Here is a 26,604-nt window from a genome sequence, read left to right as displayed (position 1 = left end):
TCTGATGGATCTACAATGGAATGAACGTCAACAGGCTCTGCGGGCAAAGTATGCTCAAATCGGCAGTCAGGTTGACCACTCCGCACTGCATGCTGGCAGACAGGCTTTTGATCAGGACACTTGGGACCGGCTTTTAGAAGCCGGTCTCTGGAAGATCATTGTGCCTTCCGAGTATGGCGGAGAAGGCACCGATTGGTGGGACTTTACAGCAGCGCTAGAGGGACTAGCCTCCTCCGTGCGCACACCCGGCATTCTGCTTTCCGTCATAGCGCAGGCGGGCATGGTGCATGCGCTCAACCTGTTTGGAACGGAAGCACAGAAGAGGGATTATCTTGGCCGTATCCTGAAGGGCAAACTGAGTGCAACAGCGATTGCCGACCCGGACACGGGTACAGATGTGCGCTCCACGTCCTCCGTCCTGACACCGGGACCGAACGAGACTTTCGTGCTCAACGGCGCCAAGTACAACATTGCTCATGCGCCCGTGGCGGACTTTACGCTTGTCGTGTGCAAGCTGGATGGGCACGCCCGCGATGGCATTTCGCTGATCCTGCTGGATGCTGGCACGCAGGGTCTTGAAGTTGGTGAGTATGACCAGAAGCTCGGCAATCTGGATCTGCCAACAGGGCCTATGAAGTTCAACAATATCCCGCTTCATTATGGTGATCTGCTTGGCGTTCCGGGCAAGGGCCTGCGCAATCTCATCACCTTCGTGTCTCTGGGCAGACTGTATTACGGCCTTGTGTCTGCATGGCTGGTGGAACCAATGCTGAAAGCAGCCATGAGCTATGCGCAGCAGCGCCAGACCTTTGAGGTGCCGGTGCTTGAGTTCCAGTATGTGCAGAAAAAGCTGACCGACATGCGCATCTCCGCAGAAGCTGCAAAGTGGACCGCCTATGGCGCTCTTCAGCAGTTGCTGGCTGGCGCACCGGAAGCAGGCATGACCTGCTCTATCGCCAAACTGGTTGGCGCAGAGGCGATCACCAGCGGCGCGATTGATCTTCTCAAGCTTTACGGCACCAAGGGCTACCATCAGGGCGAGGTTTCCACCTTCCTCCGTGATGCACTTGCCTTCTGCGCTGTGGGCGGCACCGAAGAGATGCATCGCCGCAACATCATCAGCCAGATGAAACGACTGGAAGCCAAGGCTGCAAAAAAAGCAGCAGAGCCACCGCAGGAGCGCATTCTGGAAACAGCATGATCCCAGGCAGGCCCCGTTATTGCCGGGGTTTTGCTCTTTCTTTGAGCTCACAGGAGTTACTTATGGAATTTGCCAAAGTCGCACTTACGGCCACTCTTCTGGCAGCAACAACCGCAGCACCAGCACTCGCCAAAAACGGCGTAGAGCGGGTGCCAACTGCTATTGACTGGTCCGCCGCCAAGATTGCTGCAAAACGGTCGCTGGCGCGTGACCCGGAAGCAGTCGAAAAGTTCGTCGCCGCCTCCAACGGCGCGCTGCGAACCGTTGAACTGCCTGTCCTGATTTTCGGCAGCGATGCCAAGATGGAAACACCACAGTTCGCCAACCAGAACTCAGCCTATGTCGCCTTCTACACACTAGAGGGCGCACAGGTCAGCATTCTGGGCTCGCACACCGTGCTGACAGGAACTGAGGATCTGACAGGTCATCACCAGGCCGTTGCCTATGAGAGCATTGGCAGCGGTGCGGATTACAACCTCAACCGCTACGGCGCGCATTACACCATCCGTCTGACCTGCGACAACCCGATCAAGGATGTGCGGTGTCGTAAGCCAGAGTTCCTCAACAGTGTCGTTCAGACCCTTCTTGTCGTGAATGGAGCGGCCCAATGATGCGTTTTATCTCTCTTTGCTTAGCACTGGCCTTCAGCGTCTCCGCTCAGGCCGACGACACATCCCGCTTCATGATGCCGGGGGATCTGATTGAGAACACCGGTCAGGGTGTTGCCAGCCACGCTATCTATTTCCCGCAGATGCGCTTTCCGGTGGAATCCGGTCCGGCCTACGCCAACTCCCACGCTTATGCGCCTGGTGGGTTCAAAGGCAATGGCGGGTCTGAGTGTGATCCAGCCAACTACTCCTACCCTTGGCGCGATAACTTCTGCGAGTTCCGCAAGGCTGATCTGCCACTGTGTGCCTCAGGTGGTCACCAGGGGCAGGACATTCGCCCGGCAACCTGTGAAGCCAGCAAGCATTGGGCAGTGGCAGCAGAAGATGGCATCGTGGCTCATGTGGGCCGCTTTGGTGTGACCATCCAGAGCCCAACTGGCACGCTATATCGTTACGTGCATCTGGATATGAAGACGCTTCAGGTGAAGCCGATGGACAAGATCGCCAAGGGCAGCCGCATTGGCAAGATCTCCAACAACTGGCTAGGGCCGCTTCCGATCCACCTGCACTTCGATGCCAAAGATACGATCATGCTGAATGGTGAGCCAAAGGCCGTGTTCCTGCCGCCTTACACCAGTCTGGTCGCCTCTTATCAGTTGATCATGGATTGATCCGGCAGACCACGAGTACCAAAGGGCGCCTCACAAGGTGCCCTTTTTGCTTTTCCGTTGAACCCTGAAAGGGAAATGAAATGACTGACATTCTCTGGGTCTTTGGCTATGGCTCCCTCATCTGGCATCCGGGTTTTGATCCCGTTGAGCAGGTGCCAGCCCGTCTGGATGGCTGGAAGCGAAGGTTCTGCCTTTGCTCTCTGCGCTATCGTGGAACCTTCGACCAGCACGGCCTCGTCCTTGCCCTTGATGCGGCACCAGAATCCTATTGCAGTGGCGTTGCCCTGGGCATCCCGCAGGACAAGCAGGAAGAAGTGCTGGAAGGTTTGCGGGCACGGGAACTGTTTAATCCGGCTTACCGGGAGATCATCACAACACTTCAGCTGCAAGATGGCCGGCAAGTGGAAGCGCTGACTTATGTTGTGAACCGCGAGCATGAGCAATACGGCTCTTTCAACGCTGAGGAGCAGGCGCAGATCATCGCCACAGCAGCAGGCGAAAAAGGCCCGAACTGCGATTACCTCTGGAACACCGCTAACCATCTGCGGGAGCTTGGCATTGCTGATCCAGATCTCGACTGGCTGTCCGATCGCGTACGCACAATACAGTCTTCGGAAGTCATCACAGCCTGATAAACCCGGTACGCCAGTTTCAGCGGCGTGCCGGCACTTTTCAACTCGCCACATTCGTTGCAGGTGCTTCACTGCAAATGAGAGAGCCCTGCTCTAGATGACAGACCTTGTCGGCAAGGGATCGCGCAGCAGCCTGATCATGCGTGAAGAGGACCAGCGCCGTTTTGCGATTGCGCATCACGCCCCGCAGGATCTCCAGCACATGACTGCGCGCTTGCATATCCAACGCGGAAGTGGGTTCATCCGCCACCAAACACTGCGGGCGCGTGGCAAGGGCACGGGCAATTACCAACCGCTGCGCTTCGCCGCCAGAAAGCTCTCTCGTCTTGCGGCTGAGGAAATCGGTATCTGTCGGCAACCCCACCCGATCCAACAGCCGATTTGCCTCAGCCTGATCTCCGCGAGACAACATCAGCGCTTCTTTCAGCACATCAGACACCGAGAAGTGGCTTGCCATAGCCCGGTGAGGGTGTTGCGGGATCAAGGCGATCACTGATTTTTCGCGCTCTGTTCCGTTCTGCCAGTAAACGTAGCCTTCCTGCACTTTCTCATAGCCACTCAGCAACCGCGCCAGTGTGGTCTTTCCGCTTCCGCTGCCTCCCAGAATAGCAAGGCAACTCCCTGCAGGTACAAACGCTGAAATCTTGGAGAGTAACCCTCTATTCTCAATGGAATGGCTGAGCCTATCCATGACCAACCCATTGCCAGAACGCACTTCCAACGCGGGATTGTCACCGCTGGAAGAAACCGGCAATGGCACTGGATTGCCCGCATTACGGCGGAGTTTGAGGAGCTGCTGCGTATAAATGCTGCGCGGCCTGTCCAGTACCTCTTCAGAGGGGCCAATCTCCGTCAGCCTGCCTTTGCGCAGCACACCAACATGGGTTGCCAGACGGCGCGCCAGCTCGATGTCATGAGTGATCAACATCTGACAGCGCTGCTCAGATCCATTTTGGAAGGAGCGGATCGCTATCTCCCGGTTAAAGCTGTCCAGCGCTGCTGTTGGTTCATCCATAATCAGAAATTCAGGAGAGTTCGCTAAGGCAAGCACGGTCAGCACCCGCTGTATTTCGCCTCCACTCAAGGCAGTGGGGTAGCGCGGCAAGAGCCTGTCAGGAATGTTTCCAATGACGCATTCTTCACGGGCGTCCCTCTCACTCAAGCCGTGCGCCCTTAACATCTCTTGTACATGCTGCAGTACCGTCAGGTGCGGATTGAGGGCATCAGAAAGCGCCTGCACAATCAGGCCTGCCGTCCGCCCACGCATCGCTTGCAGCTGAGCGCGGGAAGAACGCAGCACATTCATCTCCCCAAGCCACGCATCCCCACTCCAGCTGAAATGGTTGGAGGGCAACGGCTTTTCTTGGGCTGCCAGTCTGCGCCCCTGTATCAATCCCATCAGCGATCGGGCAAGACTGGTTTTGCCACCGCCCGGCTCGCCAATGATTGCAAGCGTCTGGCCACGGCCAATCTCGAAAGACACATCCTGCAATAAAGGACGCTCTCCAAAAAACAGATTCAGCTGCTCAACCCGGATCATATTGTTCCTTTCCGGTGAGCCCGCCACTTTGCGAGTACCCTTCACCAATTATGAGGATCCCGATGAGAAAGAGAGAAAGCGCGCCGGCAGGGGGCAGAAGCAGCCATGCCCAAGCATCCGTATAAAGATGCTCCATCGCATCCTGCATCATGCTGCCCCATGTGAGCAGACGCGGATCAGTCAGGCCGAGGAAGCCAAACCCTGCGCTTTTCAAAGCAGCCTGCCGCACGTTCTGCAGAAACAGCCCCACAATCGCAGGCCAGATGGCAGGCAAGATGTGATGACGTAGACAGTAGGTGCGACTGGCGCCCATACGTCGCGCGAAGTGTACGTTCTCGCGTGTCAGTTCGCGCAGCAGGATCGGAAGGGCCACACGCACATCCTCATGCCATCCCGTCAGTGCGAGCAGCAGCACAAGGCCAAGGAACCCTGGCTGTATCCAGGCCGCCAAAAGCAGCAGCAACAGAATGGACGGGATCACTTGCAGCACATCCACCACCCGCAGAACTGCCCCCCGCAGCGCCGGACCACCAAAGGCCGCCAGACTTGAGGCGGCCAAAGCCAGCGCCAGAGCAGCAGTCGCTGTCACCAAGGCAAGGAAGATTGTGACAGGCGCGGCACGCACCAGACCGATGAACACATCCTGCCCAATTCCGTTGGTTCCAAGCCAGTACTCTGCACTGGGAGGATGCAGCACATCCGGGCTGGTTTTGTAAGCGGGCAGGCTTTCCGACAGTGTGAAACCAGCCATCATCAGGATGACCGAGGCGGCTAATGCGCCCTTGGAGACGAAGCCTGCACTTTGGGTGACGGGAGACCAATAACCAAGCATCAGCTCATCCTCTCCGCGCTAGACTTGTTGCCACTGCATCGATGATCCAGTTGAGCAGCAGTACAAGCCCCGCCATCACAATCACCGCCCCCTGCAACAGCACATAATCACGGTCCAAAATGGCGTTGTAGATCAAGTGCCCTGTGCCCGGATAAGAGAAGACGATCTCAACAAACAACACTGCCCCAAACAACCCCGTCAGCGAGTCACTCATACGTGCGAGAAAGACCGGAAACAGGCTTCTTCCGTAGTAGGCTGTCCGCAGCCGCCAACCTTTGATGCCGCGGCCACAGGCATTGATGATGAAAGGCCGCTGAGACAGCGTGATCGCTTCACCGCGTGCCAGAAAGTAAAAGCGGGACACCTCATGCAGCGACAGCGCCAGCACGGGCAGTACGGCGTGGCGGGCAACGTCGAAGTCACGCTGCAAAGAGTTATCACTGGGGAATAGAGGCTCCGCCCCACCAGCAGGCAACACCGGCCACAAGATGCCAAAGGCCAACAGCAACAGAACGGCTGCGGTAAAAGGCGGAATACTGGCAATCACGGTGACAGTACTCGTAGCCACACGATCAAACAAAGCCCCCGGCGCTTTGCCCGCTTCAATACCTCCGGCAGCTCCTGCAATCAAAAACAGCGGCGCTGCGCAGGCGATCAAAAGCAGTGTCCAGGGGATCGCTGCTTTGAGCAGTTGAGAGACAGGAGCTGCATGGGGGACGGAATACCCCAAATCACCGACAACCAGATTGGACAGGTACTCCCCCAGCTGCTGAAGCCAGCCACCAGCCAAGCCGAACTGAGAACGCAGTTCTTTAGCTTCACTTCCGCTCAGATCCCGCGAAAGGTCGGAGGACAGGAAGATTGCAACAGGATCGCCCGGCAACAGGCGCGGCAGAAAAAACACAAGCAGAACCAACAGGAAGAACACCAGCAAACGGACGCTAAGACCGGACAGAAGATTTATAAGTATCGGGGGAACCACAAGAACGGCCTACCTGTTTTATGTTTGCCTTTTGCCAGCTGCACAAAGACAGCTGGCGTTGGGTGAACCAAGCTGGTCAGTCAACCAGATAGGATTTATGCAAAGCCGAAGGCACGCCAATCGCAACGCCGCCGGGCATGAACTCAAGAGAGGAAAGCTTGTCGTTGTACGCTGTCACCATGTACGGATTGGCGATGGCATAGGCTGGCAGCTCCTGCGAGTAGACCTCCTGAAACTCATTCAGAATGTCCTGTCGCTGCTGGCGAGAGGTCGCCACGGACTGGGCATCCGCAAGCGCTCTCAGCTTTTTGCCGGAGTACCTGTCACTGGCCCACTTCTTCCCGAAAACACGCCGCAGAATGCCGTTTGGATCACCAAGAGTACTGGACGCATAAAGAGCCAGATCATAGTTGCCCTCACTCAGACTGTCCTGCAAAGCTGCACGTTCCATGATGCGCACATCCAGTTTGATTCCGAACGTCTCCAGCTGCTCTGCCAGAACCTTCGCCGCCTTGGTCTCTCGCTTGCTGGCCAGCACGCGCAAAACAACCTGCTCGCCATCCATGTACCAAAGCTGATCTTCAGCCCGGGCCCATCCCTGTGCTCTCAGCAAATCCGCTGCTTTGTGCGGACTAAAGGCATACGGCGGATGAACATCATCAGAGTGCCAAGGCGATGCTTCTTGGAAGAAGCCCGTGTCAGCCACGTCTGCTGTGTCCTGATAAGCCGTCGAGATCAGCGCAGGTCGATTGATGGCATAGGCTATTGCGTGACGCAGGTCTTTGTTTCCAAACCGGCCTGCATGATTAAAGCCTAATCGAACAGAGTGATTGCTAAACGCCTTTACGACATTGAGGCCGTTCTCTTTGGCTTGTTCCAACCGCTCTGGAGGCAGGTAGGAGATAATATCAATTTCATCCGCCTTGGCTGCCCGAAGCGCGGCGTCCGTTGCCATCTTCACAATTGCGATGCGCTTGAACTTTGGCGTGCCGAGGTAGTAATCAGCATTCGCTTCCAACACATAGCGCCCCTGTGCCTTGTTGTAGTCCGCCAGCTTATAGGGACCGCTCCCGATCACAGCCTCTGGCTCCGCAAAGCGCTGCGGTTCTGCAATATCTGCATACACATGTTTGGGTAGAACAGGCATGGAAAGCAGCATACCGGTCAGCAATCCGGCATCCGGTTTTTTAAGTTGCAGACGCAGGTGATCATGAGAGAGTACTTTCGCCTCCTTCACATTCCTCACATCTGCAAAAACATAAGGATGTTCCTGCATATAGCTGAAGGTGAAAGCAGCATCTTCTGCCGTTACCGGCTCACCATCATGCCAATGAGCACGCAGGTCGATATAAATATCGCAGATGAGACCGTTACGAGAAATAGTCCAGCGTTTGGCCAGCGCCGGACTCACGTCACCGTCCTTCTTCTGGCTCAGCAGACTGTCAAAAACGTAGGTGGTGTAGAGATACCCGATGCCGTTTTTGCCATGAATGTAGGGCGCCAACATACCACGGTCGCCACGGGCATCGGTGATCACGAGCTGGCCAACGGGTCCGGCGATGGCCGCCGCAAGGGTCAGCAATAAAGCTGCGAGGGTCGCGGCAGCAACGCGCACAAGAGGTTGATGGATAAGGTGCATGTCTCAGACTTTCTGAGCGGGACGCACGGCAACATGCGCATCCTCAGGTTCCTGATCATGGCTGCCACGCAATCTGCGCGGTTGGCTGGTGGTCTTCTATGGGGACATAAGGTTTCAGGTCCAGAATGGGTGTGCCATCAACACAATCCATTCCACTCACCGTCAAAACGTTGCCGTCCCGTCTAATCAATTCAACCGCACTGAGCCCAATCGGGTTAGGGCGGTTGGGTGAACGGCTGGCAAAAACACCACGGGCCGCTTCATCTCCACGGGGCCGCCGGATCAGAGCAGTCCCATCAGAATGATGCAGCCAGTAAAGTACCCACAGGTGGGAGGCCATGGTGATGTTCAAAAGCGCATCCGCATAAGGTGAGGATATTTCCAGCTGACATTGGTCAGGATTACGTCTGCTGGATTTTGGACATTGGCGCACCTCTGAAAATCCGGTTCGGATGAAACCAACCGGGTTTAGGGAAATGCTGGAAGACATAGAGATCTCTTGCTGATTACTCATTTTTTGAAGCCGTAATAGGTTGCAAAATTAAACACTTAACGCCCCCAAAGCCAAAGCCCGCCTCAACACCAGATCGATACTTGGTGACGATATCCGAGTAAATTCGATTTATCCGATAGCCTACCTCAGAATTTCTGAGGCGTCCTTGATCAGCATATTCGAAAATGCTGAGGCTATGCCTCTGATAAATCGATTGGATTATTGGCAGCGGCAAAAAACATAGTTCTGGCACCTCATTAGGATTAACTCAGAAACACAGGTCGCTATGACAGATCACACCCAGCACAACCCGCCGCCGGCTTCCGGCCTTCAACCCGCACCGGAGACCGTCAAATCCCCCTTTAACAACAAGCAGACCTGGCAGTTCATCGGCGTTGCCGTTGCCGCAACACTTGCTGGCTTTCTCGCCTCTGCCTATTTGCCCGCGGGTATGACCGTTGCTGCAGTCTTATCCGTTGGCTGTCTTGGCCTTTGGGCCACGGGCGTGGTGCCGGAATACTGGACGGCGCTTGCCTTCTTCTTCGTCGCAATCGTCATAGGCATCGCACCGCCGGATGTGGTGTTCTCCGGTTTTCAAACCTCCACCTTCTGGCTCTTGTTTGCTGGCCTCGTGCTCGGTGCATCCATCAAGCACACCAAGCTTGATAAGCGCGCCGCTGTTTTGCTGATGCGCTTGCCGCTCAACAGTTATGCGGGGCTGATCTCCAGCATCGTGGCCTTCAGTGTGGCGCTGGCATTTGTGGTGCCCTCTTCCATTGGCCGCATCATGATTTTGCTTCCGGTGATCTCGGCCCTTGCCGCACAGATCGGGTTCAAGCCCGGCTCCAATGGACGCACTGGCATGCTCTGCGCAGCTGCATTCGCGACCTTTGCACCGGCCTTCACAATCCTGCCAGCCAACGCCCCCAACATGATCCTCGCGGGGATGAGTGAGAGCCTTTATGACCTCAGCATTTCTTATTGGGACTACCTGCGCCTGAACTTCCCTGTTCTGGGTGTTCTCAAGTCCCTCATTCTGATCGGGCTGACGCTGGTCCTCTTCCCGGACAAACTGCCTGAAGACGCCCATGAGGATCCGGAGGAGGTAACGCCGGTGAGTGTGCAGGAGCGACGCTTGATGATCATTCTGGCGCTGTGCCTGCTGTTCTGGCTGACAGATAGCCTGCACCCGATTGGGCCGGCCTGGGTTGGTCTTGCTGCAGCGCTGGCCTGCTTCTGGCCAAATGCGAAGCTGACCTCCAAAACCTGCATCAATCAGGATCTCAGCTACGGCTCTTTGATGTTCGTGGCAGGTATTATGGGTCTGGGTGCAGTGATCTCTGTGGCAGGTCTGGGAGAAGCAATCGTTCAGACCATTGGCGGACAAGCAGGGTTTTCGGAGGAAAGTCCTATCTGGAACCTCTCCGTCCTCACCGGCCTATCTACGCTGGTTGCCATGGCAACAAACTTGCCCGGAGTGCCTGCTGTGATGACACCAGTTGCGGGTGATCTGGCAGAAGCAACCGGCCTTCCCTTGCAGACCGTTTTGATGACGCAGGTGATGGCATTTTCCAACGTGTTCCTGCCGTTTCAGGCCCCTCCACTGGTAGCCGCCATTCAGGTTGGCAACCTGCCACCCAAGGCCGTGATTAAGCTGTGTCTGACGCTGTTTGTCATCAGCCTGTTCCTGCTCGTCCCCATCGATCTGATATGGTGGTACCTGCTCGGATTTCTTTAGGTCTAGACAGGCGGGCCCACACAAATTCTGAGGCCCGCCTTCCATTCTTTCGATTTGTGCAAAGTGAATTTCCATCCCTAGCTATAGCCGTTTTCAAATTGCGAGGTTTTAGTATGACCACCCGATTTACATGGTTGAAGACAATTGCTTACAGCGGCGCTCTGGCGCTTGTGATTACCGGCGGAGCCGCCAAGGCAGAATTGGCTGCCGACTGGCAAGGCACCGCCATTGAACTGTTCAATGCTGAAAAATGGCCGGGCGCCAAACGTCAGCGCACATTGGCTATTTTGCACACCGCCATGTTCGACGCAGCAAACGCTGTCGAAGGCATCTACACCCCTTATGCTTACACCGGCCCAAACAATCCGGATGCGTCCGCTGAAGCAGCTGTGACCCAAGCTGCTGTGCATGTGCTCTCCACCCTGATGCCAGAGCGTAAAGACGAGTTGTTGGCCGCTGCTAAACAACGCCTCGCAAACCTGAAGAACCCACAGTCCGGCATGGCATTGGGGCAAGCGGTTGCTGAGCAAATTCTGGCAGCACGCGCTTCAGATAACGCCGACTTCTCGACCGAGTACACTCCGGACCCGGCAGAAGCGGGCGTTTATCAGCGCACTTCCACACGCGAGATGGTGGCTCCGAAGATCCGTGAGATGACACCATTTGTCCTGGCTTCCGCAACCCACTTCCGCGTTCCTCCGCCACCAGCGCTGGACAGCATGCAGTATCAGCGCGGTTTGAGCGAAGTGGTTGAGCTGGGTGGCAAGGAAACACAGACCAACGAAGAGAACGTCTTCATCGCCAAACTTCATGCGGGGTCCGGCTCTGGTGCGTGGAACCAAATTGCGCGCAAAAGCAGTGCGTCCTGTGATCTGTCCATGCTGGAAGAAGCTCGCACCCTTGCACTTCTCAATCTGGCTTTGACCGACGCTCTGGTGGCTGGTTTCAACGCAAAATATGAGTACGCGCTGTGGCGCCCGCAGACAGCGATGGAAGCTCTGGGCAAGACCTACAAGCACCCAACTCTGAAGACCAACATGGAGTGGAGCTCGCTGGTGCCCGCACCGATGCATCCAGAGTATCCATGCCAGCACTGCACCAGTGGCAGCGCGGCTCAGGAGGTTCTGGAATCCGTCTTTGGCGATGGCGAAATGGCCTTCACCTTTAACGGCAAGGGTGGCCTTTCCAAGGATTATGTCAGCTTCCAGCAGTTTGCTGAGGAAGAGTCAGAGTCCCGCGTACTGGGTGGCGTTCATTACCGTCGCTCCAACGCTGTAGGCGACATGCTGGGTTACCAGATCGGCTCCTATGTAGCTGAAACGGCTCTGCAACCGCTGAAACCAATCAACGCAACAAACAAATGTGCAAGCAGCCGCTAAGTCAGCTCCTCCTGACTTAGCTTGCACTCGCAGGCCGCACTCCAATCCCCTCGCGGCCTGCTTTTTTTATCACCCCAGAAAAGGGAGCACATGCAAGCGCCACTTCCGGCAAAGCACCCGCAGATCTAAAGGAACAGGTACTATGGAAAATCGAACAGGTTTAGCACTCCGCATTCTCTTTGTTGGCATTGGCGCCACGCTCTTCATGGATATCTGGGCCGTAGCAGCAGATAGCCTTTTTGGCATTCCGCAGAGCAATTTCTCGGTCGTGGGCCGCTGGCTAGGACATATGCTGGATGGGCAGTTCAACCATGAAAGCATCCGCCGGGCCGCTCCCATTGCAGGAGAAAGCGCCATTGGCTGGACAGCGCACTACATCATTGGCGTCATCTTCGTGGCCGCGTTTGTGATGATCTTCGGCACACGTCAGTTACAGAAACCATCTTTGATCCTGACCATTCTGTTTGGCGTTGCCATGATCGTGTTTCCGTTCTTCATCATGCAGCCAGCGTTGGGTGCAGGCATCATGGCGTCCAACCGGCCAAACCCGGACTTCGCCCGTCTGAAGAGCCTGATGACGCATTTCTCTTTCGGATTGGGAATGTACGTGGCGTTTTGGGTTCAAACCAAGGTTTTCAAGCCAGTTGAGACCCCTGTTTCCTCCACATCCTGATAGTTTTAGGATCACGAGAAAGCCCGCCATTCTTCGGAGCGGCGGGCTTTTTGCTGGTTACATGCAGCGCTTAACTGAGCTCAAGCTCTCTGCGCACCTGATACTGCGGCAGATGCTTTTTGATCTGCTCCACCACCACCTCAGGATCAGGCAGTGACTGGTGGCCGTGGATCTTGCCCATATGCGGGTCAAAATTCTCGCGCCATACCGGATCACACACCTCATAGCCATCCTCACGGATCTGCGCCACATTGCGTTTTACAGAGGCCTTCTTCCACATTGGACCGCCCATCACGGGGAAGAACAGCACAGGGAACTCGGCTGCCAGAATGACTGTGGTCAGGCGGTTCAGGGAAGACCCATGCGCTACGGCAGAGAGCGTGTTGGCAGTGGCTGGCATGACGGCGAGAATGTCGTGCTCCGCTGCAATGCGTCCCGGCTTGTCTGTCGCCCAGTCCTTTGGATCATCGCCGCAAATCACCCGGTCCACAAACAGTGCGATGCTATCCATGTTCACAAAGTTGATGGCGTTAGGGGTGAACATGGCGGTGAGTGTGCAATCAATCGAATTCTTGATTTCACGCAGATAGTTGGGCAGCAGTGTTGCATCCAGAGATGCGCTGGCGCCAATCAAAATGCGGGCCTTATCGGGTGTCTCATTGGTGACCATGGAAATATCCTCTCTGTAGAAATTCATTTCAAAATGATGGAGGTTCCGCGCGATTGGCGTCATTGCGGAGTCTGCTGAACCCTAGGGGAGGTTGTTGTACAGCTCAGCCAGCTCATCGCGCGGTGTCTTTTTCTGGGGTCAGATGACCTCAAATCAGGCCGGATATTCCAATTGTTTCTTTGAATTGCTCTCCTCAGGTTTCTTGAGGACGTGCCCTCAGCTCCTCTGATACCCAGCCTCAGAACTTCCTATGTGCAATGAGAATGTAGTGCTGGCACAGTTCCGCTCAGCAAGAACCGCGAGGCTGCTGGATCTGGAGGGTTTGATGTCGAAAGCGGAAGTCAAAACCATTTGCATAGCAGGCGCCAGCGGGTTGGCCGGGGCCTATATGGTCAAAGAAGCCCTTGCTCGCGGCTACCGCGTCAACGGCACCCTGCGCGACATTTCCCAGCTCGATAAAGTCAGCGGCTTGATGCATTTGCCCGGCGCAGCAGAGCGGCTTCACCTGTTTTCGGCAGACACCTCAGAGCCTGAGAGTTTCGATGCGCCTTTAACGCAAGCTGAAGCCGTGTTCATTGCTTGCATTCCAACACTCAAGCATGGAGCAGATGGAACGCCTGCCGCCGAGCTGGATCGCGATCGTGGCATCAGCGAGATCATCCGCCCCGCTGAGCAAGCCTGCCTGAACATTCTGAAAGCCGCACAGAGACAAGGTACAAAGACTGCTGTTCTTTGCTCCAGCACCGCTTCTGCAGAACCTGCCACACCGTCCTTTGAAAAGCACGAGGACAGAGACATTTCTGACGCTGAGATGCAGATCCAGCAACAGAAGTATGCTCAGGCCCAAAAAACCGTGATGGAGGCAACCGCTGAAGCCTTCACTGAAGAGCATGGCATGCGATTCTGTACGTTTTTGCCAAGCATGATGGTCGGTGCTCCGCTCCTGCCATCCCACCTGAAAGGCCATGTTCTCAGCTTTCTCGCAAAATTGCGTAACGGCAAAACCGGTTGGCACAGCACAGTTCCAGCAGGCTCTATGTCGCTGACCTCACCAGATGATCTGGCGAAGATGTCCTTGGCTGCACTGGAGAACCCAAAGACTGCAGGCCGTTACTTTGCGCTCAGCGGAAGCTGGAGTTGGGCGCGGATTTATCAGGAGATCGCGGAGTACGTGCCGCTGGAGGCACTCCCTGCTCCACTTGGCAAAGATCCAGAACCACCGACGCGCTTTGATTTCAGCAAACGCGACAGCCTTGGGGTTCCGATGCGGGGCATTCAGCAGATGTTCGCTGAGTTTTATGAGGCCTATGAACACGTCAGGCTCGCACCGCAAGCCTGATCTTTCCTACTTCAACGGGATGCGTGCTTTCTGCACGCTGTTGCGCCAAACAAACTTGGCAGGCAGTTTCACCGTTTCGGTGTCTGGTCGCTCTGTGGTGCACCATTCCAGACACTTCTCGATGATCTGATCCGTTGGCTGTGCGAAGGTGGTCAGGTCATAGCCTTCCCACTCTGCCTGCGCGATATCATCAAAGCCGATGACAGAAAGATCATCCGGTGTGCGCAGGCCAAACCGTTGGCGAGCAGCATCAATCACACCGCAGGCAATCAGGTCAGTTGTACAGAAAATGCCATCAGGACGGTCTTCCCTATCCAGCAGTGCAGTGCCCAGTTCCAGACCGGCCTGATAGGACGTGAGGCCGCCCACTTCGCTCAGAACCTCAACCCCAGCTTCTTCAGCTGCATCCACAAAGCCTTTCTGGCGTTCAAGAATGCTCCAGGTCGCGTTTGCGGAGTTTGCAAGGGCGATTCGCTTGCATCCTGCACGCAAAAGAGCCTTCAGCGCGGTCTTACCAGCAGCTCTGTTATCTGGCCCAATCTGCAGAGAACCGGGGAAGTCTTCCTCACGGTTGATCAACACCAGCTTCATGCCATTGCTAAAACATGTGTCGGCTAAGGAGGGGTCCGGTGCACCAGACAAAATGATCGCTGCTTCTGTGCGAAAACTGATTGCTTGCAGCAAAGCATCCTTCACACGCTCCTCATATCCACTGGTGTTGATAAGCATTGTTACCTTGCCAGCGGCCTGTAGCTTGTCAGAGAGTTCAGCGATCATCGCAGAACGGTGCGGCGTATCAATCTCGGCTGCGATGAGCGCCACGATGCCACTCTCAGAGCGGTTGAGGCTGCTTGCAAGGCGGTTTACGCGGTACCCTAGTATTTCTGCGGATTTCAATACCTTAGCGCGTGTAGCGGCGGAAACACTGGCCCCCGGAGTGAAGGTTCTGGACACTGAAACACGGGAGACACCTGCGTGGCGCGCCACGTCCTCAGCCCTGACCTGCTGCTTTCTTGAAGACACTTTTTCCGACATCAAATTTCGCTGATTTTTGTACACGGTTGCATCTCCATATCAGGAAATATCCATAAAATAAATTAGTCTTTCTTGGAATAAAGTTGACATTGCAAAAATTTAGCCGACTATATTATGTACACGTGTACACAACGTGTTTGGGAGGAGTTATTATGAAATCCATTAAGACAGCTTTGTTGGGTGCAACCCTTATTGTGGGTGCAGGTGCAAGCGCGGCTTCAGCAGATGAACTGAGCATGATCTGTTCTGCTGACAACGCACTTTGTGAAAAGCTCGCAGCAAAGTTTGAAGAAAAGACAGGCACTGACGTCAGCATGATCCGTCTTTCTTCAGGTGAAGCTTATGCAAAGATCCGTGCAGAAGCTCGCAATCCGCAGACGGACGTATGGTGGGGTGGTACCGGTGATCCGCATCTGCAGGCAGCAAACGATCAGCTCTCAGTGGCTTACAAGTCGCCAATGCTTGAAGAACTTCTTCCATGGGCTGTTGCTCAGGCAGAAACTTCTGGCTACCGCACTGTAGGCGTGTACTCCGGCGCACTTGGCTGGGGCTACAACAAAGAGATCCTCGCGAAAAAGGGCATTGAAGGTCCTAAGTGCTGGTCTGACCTGCTCAACCCTGCTCTGAAGGGTGAGATCTCTATTGCAGATCCTAACTCTTCCGGCACTGCTTACACCGCGCTTGCTACTCTCGTTCAGCTGATGGGTGAAGAAGAAGCCTTCGAATACCTGTTGGCTCTGGGCAAGAACGTTTCACAGTACACCAAGTCTGGCTCCGCACCTGTTAAGGCTGCAGCCCGCGGTGAAGCAGGCCTCGGCATCGTGTTCATGCACGACGCTGTAAAGCAGGCAGAAGCAGGTTTCCCAATCGAGGTTGTCGCGCCATGTGAAGGCACCGGTTACGAAATCGGCTCCATGTCTCTCATCGATGGTTCGCCAAACCCAGATGCTGCAAAAGTATTCTACGATTGGGTGCTCACTCCAGAAGCACAGAACCTGATGGCTGAAACTGGTTCCTACCAGATCCCATCCAACAAGGGTTCTACTCAGCCAGAAGCAGCTCCGAAGCTCGAAAATGTACGTCTGATCGACTACGATTTTGCTGAATACGGAAGCAGCGACCGCCGCAGAAACCTGCTGGCACGCTGGGACATGGAAGTTGGCGCTGCTGCAAACTGATTGAGATCGGGGCGGGCTGAAGCCTGCCCCGTTTCCCCAAAAAATCTGGTTCTTTCCAAATGACAAATGAAAATCGTCGGCTGGACCTCGCACTCATATGCGGCGTCCTTGGGTTGTTTATATTGCCTTGGTTCCACATTCGCAGCGGCTTTTTTGGCGGCGAATGGGTTCTGGATTTCCTGAGCAAAGAGCGCTATTGGCCGGGCTTTTTCCAGCTTTTCCTTGGAAAGCTGCAATTGCTCCCAGTGTTTGTTCTTGTTGGTGCTGCAGGTTATCTGCGCTTGAAGGCTAAGCCGGGTCGCCGTGGCAAAACCATTGCCATGATCGGTGCTCTGGGCTTGTTCTGGATGGTGCTGGAAGGTCTCTCCATCGGCCTGCGCGGCTGGAACTGGAGCGTGCTGGAGGCAATGTTTGGCCAGGTAGATGGTCAGCCTGCGTTCGGTGCCGGTGCGGTTCTTCTTGCTCTCACATTCACCACTTTCATTTCATTTGGTCTTGCTGAAAAGGGCGCTCTCAAAGGCGACGCGATCGTTCTGACTGCCGTCTCCCTTTTGATCCTGCTTGTAGCGACCTTTGTTTTCTATCCAATTCTGTCCATGTTCGCCGGTGCCTTTCAGGATTTCCGCGGCAACTTCTCGACAGATGGTGTGGCCCGTAACATCGTTGATCCGCAGATCTGGTCGCTCGGCTGTCTGGCTGGCAAGTCCTGCGGTATCGCGTGGCGCACACTGTTCCTTGCTCTTGCGACAGCTGCTGGTTCTACACTGCTGGGCCTTGCCTTCGCGCTGATCGTGACACGTACGCAGATGCCATTCCGCAAAGGTCTGCGCATCCTCAGCATCCTGCCAATCATCACCCCTCCATTCGTGATTGGTCTGTCCCTGACGCTGATGCTGGGCCGTACAGGTTTTGTTACTGAAGCTATTGAAGCTGCAACCGGACTTGAGCTGGGCCGCTGGATTTACGGTCTGCCAGGCATCTGGATTGCGCAGATGCTCAGCTTCACACCAATCTCCTTCCTCGTTCTGGTTGGCGTAGTTGAAGGCATTAGCCCGTCGCTGGAAGAAGCAAGTCAGACCATGCGTTCTGGCCGCTGGAGAACCTTCCGTAAAGTGTCCTTGCCGCTGATGGCACCGGGTCTGGCAAACGCCTTCCTGATCGGCTTCATCGAGTCCATGGCTGACTTCGGTAACCCGATGGTTCTGGGCGGCAACGGCGGTGTGCTCTCAACTGAAATCTTCTTCGCGGTTGTTGGTGCGCAGAGCGATCCATCCCGCGCAGCTGTTCTCGCGATCATCCTTCTTGGCTTCACGCTCTCCGCGTTCTTTGCGCAGCGTATGTGGCTTGGTAAGCGTAACTTCGCAACTGTGACCGGTAAGGGCGATGGTGGCCGCTATGCGAAACTGCCAAAGCGTATCTCTATCCCAGTCGGCACAATCGTTGCTCTGTGGAGCCTGTTCACCGTTGCAGTTTACGGCTTGATCCTGTTCGGCGGCTTCGTGAAAGTCTGGGGTCTGGACCACAGCGTCACGCTGGCGCACTACATCACCGCATTCTCCATCTCGTTCGAAAACGGCTTTGCCTTCACCGGTGTTGCGTGGAACAGCTTCTGGACCACAATGTGGATCGCTCTTGCAGCAGCTCCACTGACCGCTGCAGTTGGCATCCTGTCCGCATGGCTCATCGTTCGCCAGGACTTCCCGGGCAAATCTGCCTTTGAATTCGGCCTGATGATGAGTTTCGCAATTCCGGGCACCGTGATTGGTATCAGCTACATCCTCGCGTTCAACCTGCCACCGCTGCAGATGACCGGTACAGCTCTGATCCTGATCTTCTGCTTCGTGTTCCGTAACATGCCAGTGGGTGTGCGCGGCGGCGTGGCAGCAATGTCCCAGCTGGATAGGAACCTGGATGAAGCATCCCTGACACTGGGTGCGAACAGTGCACGCACGCTGAAGAAAGTGATCCTGCCACTGCTGCGTCCAGCCATTCAGGCGGCACTGGTGTACAGCTTCGTGCGTGCAATCACATCCATCTCTGCGGTCATTTTCCTTGTGAGCGCAAAATACAACATGGCGACGGCCTATGTGGTCGGTCTGGTTGAAAACGGCGAATACGGCGTGGCGATTGCCTACAGCTCCGTCCTCATCTTCGTGATGGTCACCGTCATTCTCATCTTCCAGCTGCTGGTTGGTGAAAGAAAACTCCGTCGTCCAGAAACTACTCAAAAATCTCCTGCTCAGGGAAAACTGAAGGAAGCCGCAGCATGACACATGCAAAATTTGGTCAGGTCCGCTTCGAAAATGTCGGCAAAAACTACGGCGACTTTACTGCAATCCCGGATCTCAATCTGGTTATTGAACCGGGCCAGCTGGTAACCCTTCTGGGGCCATCCGGATGTGGCAAGACAACAACCCTGCGCATGATTGCAGGGTTGGAGACCCCGACCTCTGGTCGCATCATGATTGGGGGAGATGACGTTACCCGTCTTCCACCAAACCAGCGTGACGTTTCCATGGTGTTTCAGTCCTACGCTCTGTTCCCGCACATGACCGTGCTGGAGAACGTAAAGTACGGTCTGGAATCCAGCGGCTTCAAAGATGCAGAAGAGATGGCTCTGAAAGGGCTGGACCTTGTTGGCCTCCGGGAAAAGGCACCGCGTCTTCCTTCCGAGCTTTCCGGTGGTCAGCAGCAGCGTGTGGCTGTGGCGCGCGCGCTCGTTCTGGAGCCGCAGGTTCTGCTGCTCGATGAGCCGCTCTCCAACCTGGACGCCCGCCTGCGCCGTCTGGTGCGTACCGAGATCCGCGAGATCCAGCAACGCCTTGATTTCACAGCTGTTTACGTAACCCACGACCAGGAAGAAGCACTTGCTGTTTCCGACCGTATTGTTGTGATGCGCGACGGTATCATCGAGCAGGACGGTACGCCTTACGAGCTCTATGAGAGCCCAGCTTCCGAGTTCATCGCAGACTTTATTGGTGAAGCGAACATTCTCGATTGTGACATCAGCAGCGTGAATGCAGACACCGCGAATGTTGTTGTTGGTGGCAAAGGCTTTGACCTGCGCAGCCGGAACCATAGCGTTGGTAAGGGTAAACTGGCAGCGCGGGCGAACTCCATCAAGCTGAGCAAAGAAGTGAACGGTGGTCTGACCGGCAAGATCAAGAGCGCGGCTTATCTGGGGGATCACTTCCAGTACGAAGTGCTCAGCGATCTTGGTCAGCTGTTCGTGATTGACAACAACACCGATGAACTGCTCGGCAACGGAACCTCTGTTGGCATCGACTTTGATGCACGTGGTCTTGCACTGATTGGCGGTAAGTAATGTTGACAGATGCCGTTCTAGACCAAGCTGCAGAGCTGGAAAAACGCTTCAACGCAGCCCAGAAAATGGCTGATGAAGCGTCTGTGCTCGCGCTTGAGCACTTCGCCAATCGTGGCGATCTGAACATCGACACGAAGCGGCATCCTCAGGATGTCGTTTCAGAAGCTGACAAGGCTGTGGAGCAGAAAATCCGCGGTCTGATCGCAGAGCACTTCCCTGAGGATGCATTGCTCGGTGAGGAGTTCGGCTTCGTGGAAGGGACAACCGGCTACACCTGGGTCATCGATCCAATTGACGGAACTGCTCCTTTTCTCAATGGCTTACCGGGGTGGTGCGTGTGCATCGCCCTCATGGACAAAGACGGTGCCGCCATCGGCATCATCGATGTTCCGGTCCTCAAGGAGCGCTTTGCGGCCATGCGCGGCAAAGGCACCACTCTTAACGGTTCCCCTGTGCGGGTGACCGATCGATTTAACCTGCAGACCGGCATGCTGGGCGTGGGCGCGAATGATCGCGTGGCACCTGCGCAGGTCGGTAAAATGTTCGAAGACCTTATGTCCGCAGGCGTGAGCTACACTCGTTATGGCTCCGGTGCATTAATGTTGGCATGGGTCGCTGCGGGGCGCTTGGTTGGCTACGTTGAGCCGCGCATGTCTGCCTGGGACTGCATGGCTGCATACTGCCTTATCACTGAAGCTGGCGGAAAAATTCTCCCATTTCCGGTCGCTGAGAACCCAAGCGCCCCGTATCCTGTTTTGGGCGCTGCCCCACAGGTTTTTGATGAGGTTCTGGACCTCACCAATCTAACTCAGTTCGCCTAATCTCCCGAGTAGTCAATGAGTTAGCAAAACTTGCAGGCGCTGTTCACCCAGAGCAGCGCCTGTTTTTTATTGTGCTCAGATGAACAGCAGCACCCCGCCGCCACCAATCAGCCCACCGCGGATAAGTGGTGAGAACGGTGCGATGACACCATAGGAAATTGCAGAGAGCGCAAGCCCCACTTTCACCGTCGCCAACAGTGACCAGGCCGGTGAACTCACCAGAGTGATCAGCGTCGGATTTGCTATCATTCCCAATGGGATAAGATAGAGGCCGATACCCAGCGCCATGGCGAACAACGCCACCTTCAGCCAGTTCTCGTTGACCATGCCAGCGGCGATAAACACTGCCCCGCAGACTGGAGGGGTGATGGTGGATAAGAGCGCGAACCAGAACACAAACAGGTGCGCCTGCAGCGGCTCCAATCCGATGTCAATCAGCGCCGGACCAGCAACGGAAACGCAGATCACATAGGCCGCGGTTGTTGGCACTTCCATGCCTAATACCATGCAGGCCAGTGCTGTCAGCAGCAGCGCGGGCCACAACATGCCACCGGAGCCGGAGAGGATAAGTGAGGTGATTTTCACCCCAAGACCTGTCACCCCAAGGGTACCGATGATGATGGACGCACAGAGGATAATCGAGGCGATCATCGCCACCTGCTTGCCGGAGTTCATCAGCGCCTGCTCATAGCGCGCACCGATTTTCCGCAGGTCCAGCTTGAAGTTTTTGTCGATCAGCAGCAGCGCCACAGCCACCATAATGGACAGGCATGCCGCATATTGAGGGGTATAACCCAGCACGAACATGGCCCAGAGCAGCACCGTAAACGGCACGAGGAAGAACAGCGACGTGATGATAACCGAGCGCGTATCCGGCTGATCTTCTGGCGCCAGTCCCTTCAGGTCATAGCGCCGTGCGAAGGCATTAATCCCCATCCAGACCGCGAAGAAGTACAGGAATGCGGGCAAAATCGCAGCGGCCATGATGCCGGTGTACGGCACGCCGGTCAGCTCCACCATGACAAATGCCCCTGCTCCCATCAGCGGCGGCATGATTTGTCCCCCTGAGGAAGCCACAGCTTCCACGGCAGCAGCAAGTGCGCGCGGGTAGCCCAGCTTGGTCATGGCAGGCAGTGTGATTGCACCGGTAGAGGCCACGTTGGCAGACGCCGACCCGGAGATAGATCCGAACAAAGCCGATGAAATCACTGAAACTTTTGCCGTTCCGCCTTTCAGTTTACCAGCGGCGGCGGCGGCCACATTCATGAATCCAGCGCCTGCTTCACCGGCATTCAGGAACGCGCCGAAGATCACAAAGATGGCGACAACACCAACAGATACTCCCGTCAGCTTGCCCCATAATCCCCCTTCGGCAATGGTCATGGTACCGAGGAAACTTTCCAGCGGAACGCCAGCATAGCCGAACTCACCGGGGATATGTTGCCCAAACATGCCATAGGCCAGCGCAATCAAAGCCACCAGCGGCAGCGGCCAACCGATGGCACGTCGCGCCATTTCCAGCACCGTAATCAGCAGGCCAAGAGCCAGATAAACCTGAAAATTATCAATAAGATAGCCGTACTGATCACCAAGGGCAGAGTGGTTCCACGCAATCCAGCCAGCGGCGAATACACCGAAGGTTGTGAGCACATAACCCGTCACCTTTTCAAGGGGATTACGTGCCATCAGGATCAGCGCCCATGGCAAAGCCAAGGCCATATGCAAAGGACGGCTGACCAGATTGGGAACCAGACCGGAGAAGATCAGACCCAGATGAAACAGCACAGTGGCCAGACCGAGCACCAGCCAGATGGAACGGTGAATTCTATTCAACGAAATAACCTAGAAAGAGAAAGGCCCGAAGTGTACTCCGGGCCTGAATGTTTGATGAAATGAATGCGCTTAACGCTGTGCGTCGGTGATGGTGTAACCAACTTCATCGTAGAACTTCAGCGCGCCCGGATGGATCTTGCCGCTGATATTGCTCAGCAGATCCTTGTCCACGCCGTTCCACCATGCTGCGCCCTTGCCCATTTTTGCTTTCTGATCCCAGAAGCTCTTGGTCAGCGCGTATGCAGTATCATCATCCATTTGCGTTGTTGTGTAAGCCACCACTGGCAGAGAGGTTGTTGTGATGTCAGCCTCCTGACCAGCATAAGTGCCAGCCGGGATCACCAGTTTGGTGCGCTTGGTCTGGGCGATCTGATCATCAGAAAGCGACAGAACATTCACGCCAGTGCCCGCAGCCGCTTCAATCACGTTTGGTGCCGGATAAGACCCTGCTGTCACGAAGCCATCTATCTGGCCATTTTTTAACGCAGGCACAGCGTTGGAAAGTTCCACGTCTGCCAGTTCTACCTGACCTTCAAGACCGAATAGTTTCAGGTATTTAGCGCCTTCTTTCGCACCGAAGGAGCCTTTGCCGATGAGGATTTTCTTGCCCTTCATATCAGCAAAGCTCTCAATGCCGCTGTCTTCGCCAACCACAAAGTGCATGGTCAGAGACGGAATTGGGAAAAGCGCACGGATTTCACCAAACTTTGGATTGGCGCGTTTTTCAAACATCGCCTTGCCGCCCTTAGCGAGCTTAACAAGCACTGGCGGTGTGGTGAAAACGTAGTTGCCCGGACGAACAGCGGCTTCCATCACGTTCTGTACAGAACCCTGACTTTCTTCAACGGTGACGATGATATCCCCGTTAGAGGCTTCCTTCATCGCTTCGGCAATCTGAACCGCCATCTGGTAATAAGAGGATGAGGTTTTTGCTGACTTATAAGTAACACGGGTTTCCGCCTGAGCACTGAATGAAAACGCGACAAGTGCTGCAGCAGCCACGCAGGAATGTAATAGTTTCATGGATCATCCTCTGGAACGACAAATGCTTAAAATTGCTGAGAGATTTTATCGAGTATATGAGGTCTTTCAAGTAGGGGGATCAGCTTACCATCACTCTGAGACGGAAATTTTCTCATGAATGCATGACAGAACGAACAGCTTGCGCGATTTTGCGCAGTTTTGCGTTTTTTACGCGAAATCTGCGTTCCTACGTTAAATGACAGGCAATCATATCAGGAGACCGTTTCGGTCCAAAGTCTCCTGAAACGCATCCTTCGGTAACAGACGAAAATGTTCGCCAGTCATGTCAGCGGATAAAATCCGGTCTGCCCGAAATGTGCGTGGCCCGTTCCTCAGATGGTCAAAGGCGATCACATACCAAACAGGATAGTTGAGCATCAGGTAGTGCGGTTCGATGGTACGTTTGGATTCTGCCAGATCTTCACGTTGGTATTTGATGACCAAACTACCCTGATCAATGAACGCCTGATGAAGCGCTTGCACGACATGCTTGGGCGGCGGGTTGATCGTCCGCTGCACATAGGTGGAGGCAGTAGACCCAATCAGGATACGCGCCTTCAGCCGGTTCACCTTATGCCGCTTTTCCGGTGAGAATGACGCCACCAGCTGGCGCCGGACAGAACCCAGGCTCGCCAGAAACATGGGCGAGTCCATCTGCTCTGCCACTGCGATGCTGATCAGCAGATCCACCGCTTCCGGGTAAGCCAGATTCATCCGGCCAACGCCCCAGTTGCGATCCAGACGAACGCCGCCCCCACGACCGCGATCCGCATCAATGGGCAGGCCTTGCTCCCGCATCAGCTGAAGGTCTCGGGTGATCGTGCGTTCGCTGACCCCATGCTGAAGCGCCAGATCTTTGACCGTGCAAAGCTCCTCTTGCTTCAGCTGAACAGCCAGCAATTCCATCCGTCTTAATCTGCCATTTGAATTTGTGCGCGTCATCGAAAAAATAGGACATTAAATGTCCTATTTGTCAATAAAGTCGAGGTGATCTGAGTACAACACATAGGAAACACACGATGAAAATTGGTTATTTCACAGTAGGCACCAACGACCGTGACGCCTCAACAAAGTTCTATGACTCCCTCTTTGAGCAAGCTGGACCAAAACGCATTGCCGAAACAGACAGGCTGACATACTGGCAGAACGAGGAGTTCGCCTTTGCGACCGCTCTGCCCATTGATGGCAAGCCCGCTACAAACGGAAACGGCACCATGGTTGGCTTTGGAGTGAGCTCAGCTGATGAAGTCAAACGGCTCCACAAACTGGCTATTGAGCTGGGCGGAAATGACGAAGGCGAACCAAACCAGCGCGGGCCCTACTTCTCCGCTTATGTGAGAGATCTGGACAAAAACAAACTCATCTTCTTCACGGAAGCCTTTAGCTGAATTCAGCTCTCCTAAGCGAGTAAATTCAACAGCTTACCTGCGAAAATGACGCCATCCCCAACGGCTTCGCCCTCATCAAGGTGACCTTGATGGACAGATCACAGAGACTTTCTACGAAGTCTCCGATGGCTCTGAGCATCCTGTCGAAGTTTGGGCCTCATCTGACCAGACAGCGACGGTGTAACCAAACTACCGCCTCCATGTGAAGGCATCCTGCCCGATCATGGAGGCGCATGGCTTCAACGCTATCGCAGCACGCGCTCCACGGCACACCCTGCCGCCAGCACCAGCTCATCTTGCGCAGCAGCCCCGCAGATGGAAATGCTGTGAGATGGCTTTTCTAAATCAACCGGCAAGGCCAGCGAAGGCATGTTGAGGAACGCGGTGATCATGGTCAGCCGCAAGGCCAGTGCGTTTGCTTCCTGAAACGCCTCAACGCTTTCCTCTACTTCGGAGATCAGAGGCGGCACATCCGGCACAGTCGGCATCAGCAGCAGGTCACCTTTCAACTGCACCTCAATCTCGGACTGAAGCACCGCCCGCTGCCGTCTCAAATACGCCAGCTTCTTCGGCGTCATGGGCAGGGCTCGCTCCAGTCGTGCTTTGATCTGCGGATCAATCTTATCCTTGCTGACATCTACATACTGAGCAATCTGCTCGCGCGCTTCCACGCTCACCAGCGTTCCATGCTCCGCAAACAGCAAATGTGCTTTCAGAATTGGCCGCAAATCTCTCCGCACAATCTGGATGCCAGCCGCCGAAAGCGTATCAATGCTATGCTCAAACATCTCCATGATCTCAGCAGAAATGCCCAGCCCATCCAGATCCGGCACAACAAGACGAAACGCGCGTTCTTCTGCCGTCGTATCATGAGAGGAGTGCTTGCCGCACATCACCGCATCCAACGCACAGATACCCTCAACGGTTCGCGCCATGGGGCCAAGCACATCAAGGCTCGCCCCAAGCGGCACAACACCTTCCATGGGATAGCGCCCCATGGTCGCTCGATACCCGCATATGCCCTGAAAGGCAGCGGGCACACGTGTTGAGCCGGAGGTATCACTGCCAATCGCTAAGTCACAGACACCATTGGAAATCGCCGCCGCGCTGCCAGAGGACGACCCACCCGGCACCCGCGCGCGGTCCAACCCGTTGGGTGCATTGCCGTAATGCGGATTGAGGCCGATGCCGGTATAGGCAAACTCAGCCAAATTCGCAGGGCCAATCGGAATGCCGCCCGCCTCAATCACCCGCTGCACCACCAGCGCATGCTCATCCTCAATCTCAGTGGAATACGCCACCGATCCGGCAGTCGTCTCGTGCCCCTTCAGCGCAATATTCCCTTTGATTGCAACCAGTTCTCCATCAATTGCGCTCAGCTTCTCACCAGAAGCCCGGCGCACCTGCGCCGCCACAACCAGTTCCTCAACCAGCTCCCGGTTCAGCCCAATAAAAACCCCGCGAAGTTCCTCCCCCTCAAGCCTCTCCCAAAGCCCTTCAACATCATCCACCACCATACCAACACCCCTCCATCAACTCTCACCACGCATACTAAAGCCGAGGTTTTCAACCTGTCAAAGCTGGAAAAATCAGAACATCGCCGG

Annotated in this window: 24 protein-coding genes; 13 read left to right on the top strand and 11 right to left on the bottom strand. The window is 55.2% G+C overall.

From position 1 onward, the window contains the following. The first annotated feature begins 4 nt into the window (after positions 1–4). The 4 genes from PJE062_RS12180 (at position 5) to PJE062_RS12165 (ending at position 3,112) form a co-directional block, all read left to right on the top strand. Complete coding sequence (locus PJE062_RS12180; RefSeq protein ID WP_008549329.1) at positions 5–1,201, top strand: acyl-CoA dehydrogenase family protein; 1,197 nt, start codon at positions 5–7, stop codon at positions 1,199–1,201. A 62-nt stretch (positions 1,202–1,263) separates the two neighbouring features. Continuing rightward, complete coding sequence (locus PJE062_RS12175) at positions 1,264–1,812, top strand: hypothetical protein (protein ID WP_050773903.1); 549 nt, start codon at positions 1,264–1,266, stop codon at positions 1,810–1,812. Continuing rightward, on the top strand, positions 1,809–2,480 hold the full coding sequence (locus tag PJE062_RS12170; RefSeq protein WP_008549096.1) for a M23 family metallopeptidase: 672 nt from the start codon (positions 1,809–1,811) through the stop codon (positions 2,478–2,480). Before PJE062_RS12175 ends, PJE062_RS12170 begins: the two co-directional genes overlap by 4 nt. 80 nt (positions 2,481–2,560) lie before the next feature. Then, positions 2,561–3,112: a gamma-glutamylcyclotransferase gene (locus tag PJE062_RS12165; protein WP_008549347.1), complete on the top strand. Its 552-nt coding sequence runs from the start codon at positions 2,561–2,563 to the stop codon at positions 3,110–3,112. 40 nt (positions 3,113–3,152) lie between these two features. Here PJE062_RS12165 and PJE062_RS12160 read toward each other — a convergent pair whose 3' ends face one another. The 5 genes from PJE062_RS12160 to tsaA all read right to left on the bottom strand — a co-directional run bounded on the left by PJE062_RS12160 (position 3,153) and on the right by tsaA (position 8,595). After that, entirely contained in the window at positions 3,153–4,652 is a 1,500-nt protein-coding gene (locus PJE062_RS12160; RefSeq protein WP_037036689.1) for an ABC transporter ATP-binding protein, read from the bottom strand. Next, the gene (locus tag PJE062_RS12155; protein WP_008549291.1) at positions 4,639–5,484 is read right to left on the bottom strand and encodes an ABC transporter permease subunit; all 846 of its coding nucleotides are present in this window, start codon (positions 5,482–5,484) and stop codon (positions 4,639–4,641) included. Before PJE062_RS12155 ends, PJE062_RS12160 begins: the two co-directional genes overlap by 14 nt. Before the next feature lie 4 nt (positions 5,485–5,488). Next, positions 5,489–6,466 carry an ABC transporter permease gene (locus PJE062_RS12150; RefSeq protein WP_208982277.1) on the bottom strand — a complete coding sequence of 326 codons (978 nt, stop codon included), beginning with the start codon at positions 6,464–6,466 and terminating at the stop codon, positions 5,489–5,491. Between the two features lie 76 nt (positions 6,467–6,542). After that, positions 6,543–8,105, bottom strand: coding sequence for an ABC transporter substrate-binding protein (locus PJE062_RS12145; RefSeq protein ID WP_008549412.1), 1,563 nt, complete (start codon positions 8,103–8,105; stop codon positions 6,543–6,545). Between the two features lie 55 nt (positions 8,106–8,160). Then, positions 8,161–8,595 carry a tRNA (N6-threonylcarbamoyladenosine(37)-N6)-methyltransferase TrmO gene (tsaA, locus tag PJE062_RS12140; RefSeq protein WP_008549072.1) on the bottom strand — a complete coding sequence of 145 codons (435 nt, stop codon included), beginning with the start codon at positions 8,593–8,595 and terminating at the stop codon, positions 8,161–8,163. 289 nt (positions 8,596–8,884) lie between these two features. On the opposite strand from tsaA, the gene PJE062_RS12135 reads away from it, so the two are divergent. The 3 genes from PJE062_RS12135 to PJE062_RS12125 all read left to right on the top strand — a co-directional run bounded on the left by PJE062_RS12135 (position 8,885) and on the right by PJE062_RS12125 (position 12,388). After that, positions 8,885–10,336 (top strand): SLC13 family permease, encoded by a 1,452-nt coding sequence (locus PJE062_RS12135; RefSeq protein ID WP_008549352.1) that lies wholly within the window; start codon positions 8,885–8,887, stop codon positions 10,334–10,336. 113 nt (positions 10,337–10,449) lie between these two features. After that, a complete protein-coding gene (locus PJE062_RS12130) occupies positions 10,450–11,715 on the top strand; it encodes a vanadium-dependent haloperoxidase (RefSeq protein ID WP_008549160.1) in 1,266 nt (421 codons plus the stop codon). A gap of 142 nt (positions 11,716–11,857) precedes the next feature. Continuing rightward, entirely contained in the window at positions 11,858–12,388 is a 531-nt protein-coding gene (locus tag PJE062_RS12125) for a DUF2938 domain-containing protein (protein WP_008549401.1), read from the top strand. Positions 12,389–12,458: 70 nt separating this feature from the next. Here the strand turns inward: PJE062_RS12125 and PJE062_RS12120 are convergent, their stop codons facing one another. Next, positions 12,459–13,058, bottom strand: coding sequence for a flavoprotein (locus PJE062_RS12120; protein ID WP_008549244.1), 600 nt, complete (start codon positions 13,056–13,058; stop codon positions 12,459–12,461). Positions 13,059–13,383: 325 nt separating this feature from the next. On the opposite strand from PJE062_RS12120, the gene PJE062_RS12115 reads away from it, so the two are divergent. Continuing rightward, a complete protein-coding gene (locus PJE062_RS12115) occupies positions 13,384–14,397 on the top strand; it encodes an NAD-dependent epimerase/dehydratase family protein (RefSeq protein ID WP_208982276.1) in 1,014 nt (337 codons plus the stop codon). 6 nt (positions 14,398–14,403) lie between these two features. Here PJE062_RS12115 and PJE062_RS12110 read toward each other — a convergent pair whose 3' ends face one another. Continuing rightward, positions 14,404–15,432, bottom strand: a complete 1,029-nt coding sequence (locus PJE062_RS12110) for a LacI family DNA-binding transcriptional regulator (RefSeq protein WP_008549460.1) — start codon at positions 15,430–15,432, stop codon at positions 14,404–14,406. Between the two features lie 152 nt (positions 15,433–15,584). Here PJE062_RS12110 and PJE062_RS12105 point away from each other — a divergent pair, with 152 nt between their 5' ends. Genes PJE062_RS12105 through PJE062_RS12090 form a run of 4 tightly spaced genes read left to right on the top strand, consistent with a single transcriptional unit; the run spans position 15,585 to position 20,756 of the window. Further along, positions 15,585–16,610: an ABC transporter substrate-binding protein gene (locus PJE062_RS12105; protein WP_008548993.1), complete on the top strand. Its 1,026-nt coding sequence runs from the start codon at positions 15,585–15,587 to the stop codon at positions 16,608–16,610. Between the two features lie 59 nt (positions 16,611–16,669). After that, positions 16,670–18,880, top strand: coding sequence for an iron ABC transporter permease (locus PJE062_RS12100; RefSeq protein ID WP_037036685.1), 2,211 nt, complete (start codon positions 16,670–16,672; stop codon positions 18,878–18,880). Continuing rightward, positions 18,877–19,935, top strand: coding sequence for an ABC transporter ATP-binding protein (locus PJE062_RS12095; RefSeq protein ID WP_008548949.1), 1,059 nt, complete (start codon positions 18,877–18,879; stop codon positions 19,933–19,935). Before PJE062_RS12100 ends, PJE062_RS12095 begins: the two co-directional genes overlap by 4 nt. Continuing rightward, positions 19,935–20,756, top strand: a complete 822-nt coding sequence (locus PJE062_RS12090) for an inositol monophosphatase (protein ID WP_008549292.1) — start codon at positions 19,935–19,937, stop codon at positions 20,754–20,756. The genes PJE062_RS12095 and PJE062_RS12090 overlap by 1 nt, the downstream gene beginning before the upstream one ends. A 75-nt stretch (positions 20,757–20,831) precedes the next feature. On the opposite strand, the gene PJE062_RS12085 is transcribed toward PJE062_RS12090, so the two are convergent. From PJE062_RS12085 to PJE062_RS12075, 3 genes are all read right to left on the bottom strand, one after another. Continuing rightward, a complete protein-coding gene (locus PJE062_RS12085) occupies positions 20,832–22,589 on the bottom strand; it encodes a TRAP transporter fused permease subunit (protein ID WP_008549376.1) in 1,758 nt (585 codons plus the stop codon). Between the two features lie 69 nt (positions 22,590–22,658). Continuing rightward, the gene (locus PJE062_RS12080) at positions 22,659–23,612 is read right to left on the bottom strand and encodes a TAXI family TRAP transporter solute-binding subunit (protein ID WP_008549064.1); all 954 of its coding nucleotides are present in this window, start codon (positions 23,610–23,612) and stop codon (positions 22,659–22,661) included. A gap of 207 nt (positions 23,613–23,819) precedes the next feature. Further along, a complete protein-coding gene (locus PJE062_RS12075) occupies positions 23,820–24,518 on the bottom strand; it encodes a YafY family protein (protein WP_008548909.1) in 699 nt (232 codons plus the stop codon). 113 nt (positions 24,519–24,631) lie between these two features. On the opposite strand from PJE062_RS12075, the gene PJE062_RS12070 reads away from it, so the two are divergent. Further along, the gene (locus PJE062_RS12070) at positions 24,632–25,000 is read left to right on the top strand and encodes a VOC family protein (RefSeq protein WP_008549338.1); all 369 of its coding nucleotides are present in this window, start codon (positions 24,632–24,634) and stop codon (positions 24,998–25,000) included. A 245-nt stretch (positions 25,001–25,245) separates the two neighbouring features. Here PJE062_RS12070 and PJE062_RS12065 read toward each other — a convergent pair whose 3' ends face one another. After that, positions 25,246–26,517: an amidase family protein gene (locus PJE062_RS12065; protein ID WP_008549142.1), complete on the bottom strand. Its 1,272-nt coding sequence runs from the start codon at positions 26,515–26,517 to the stop codon at positions 25,246–25,248. Between the last annotated feature and the right edge of the window lie 87 nt (positions 26,518–26,604).

It is taken from the genome of Pseudovibrio sp. JE062, from assembly GCF_000156235.1.
In the GTDB taxonomy this organism is placed as follows: Bacteria; Pseudomonadota; Alphaproteobacteria; order Rhizobiales; family Stappiaceae; genus Pseudovibrio.
Note: the sequence above shows the minus strand (reverse complement) of the source record. Positions and strands in the feature narration are given on the sequence as shown.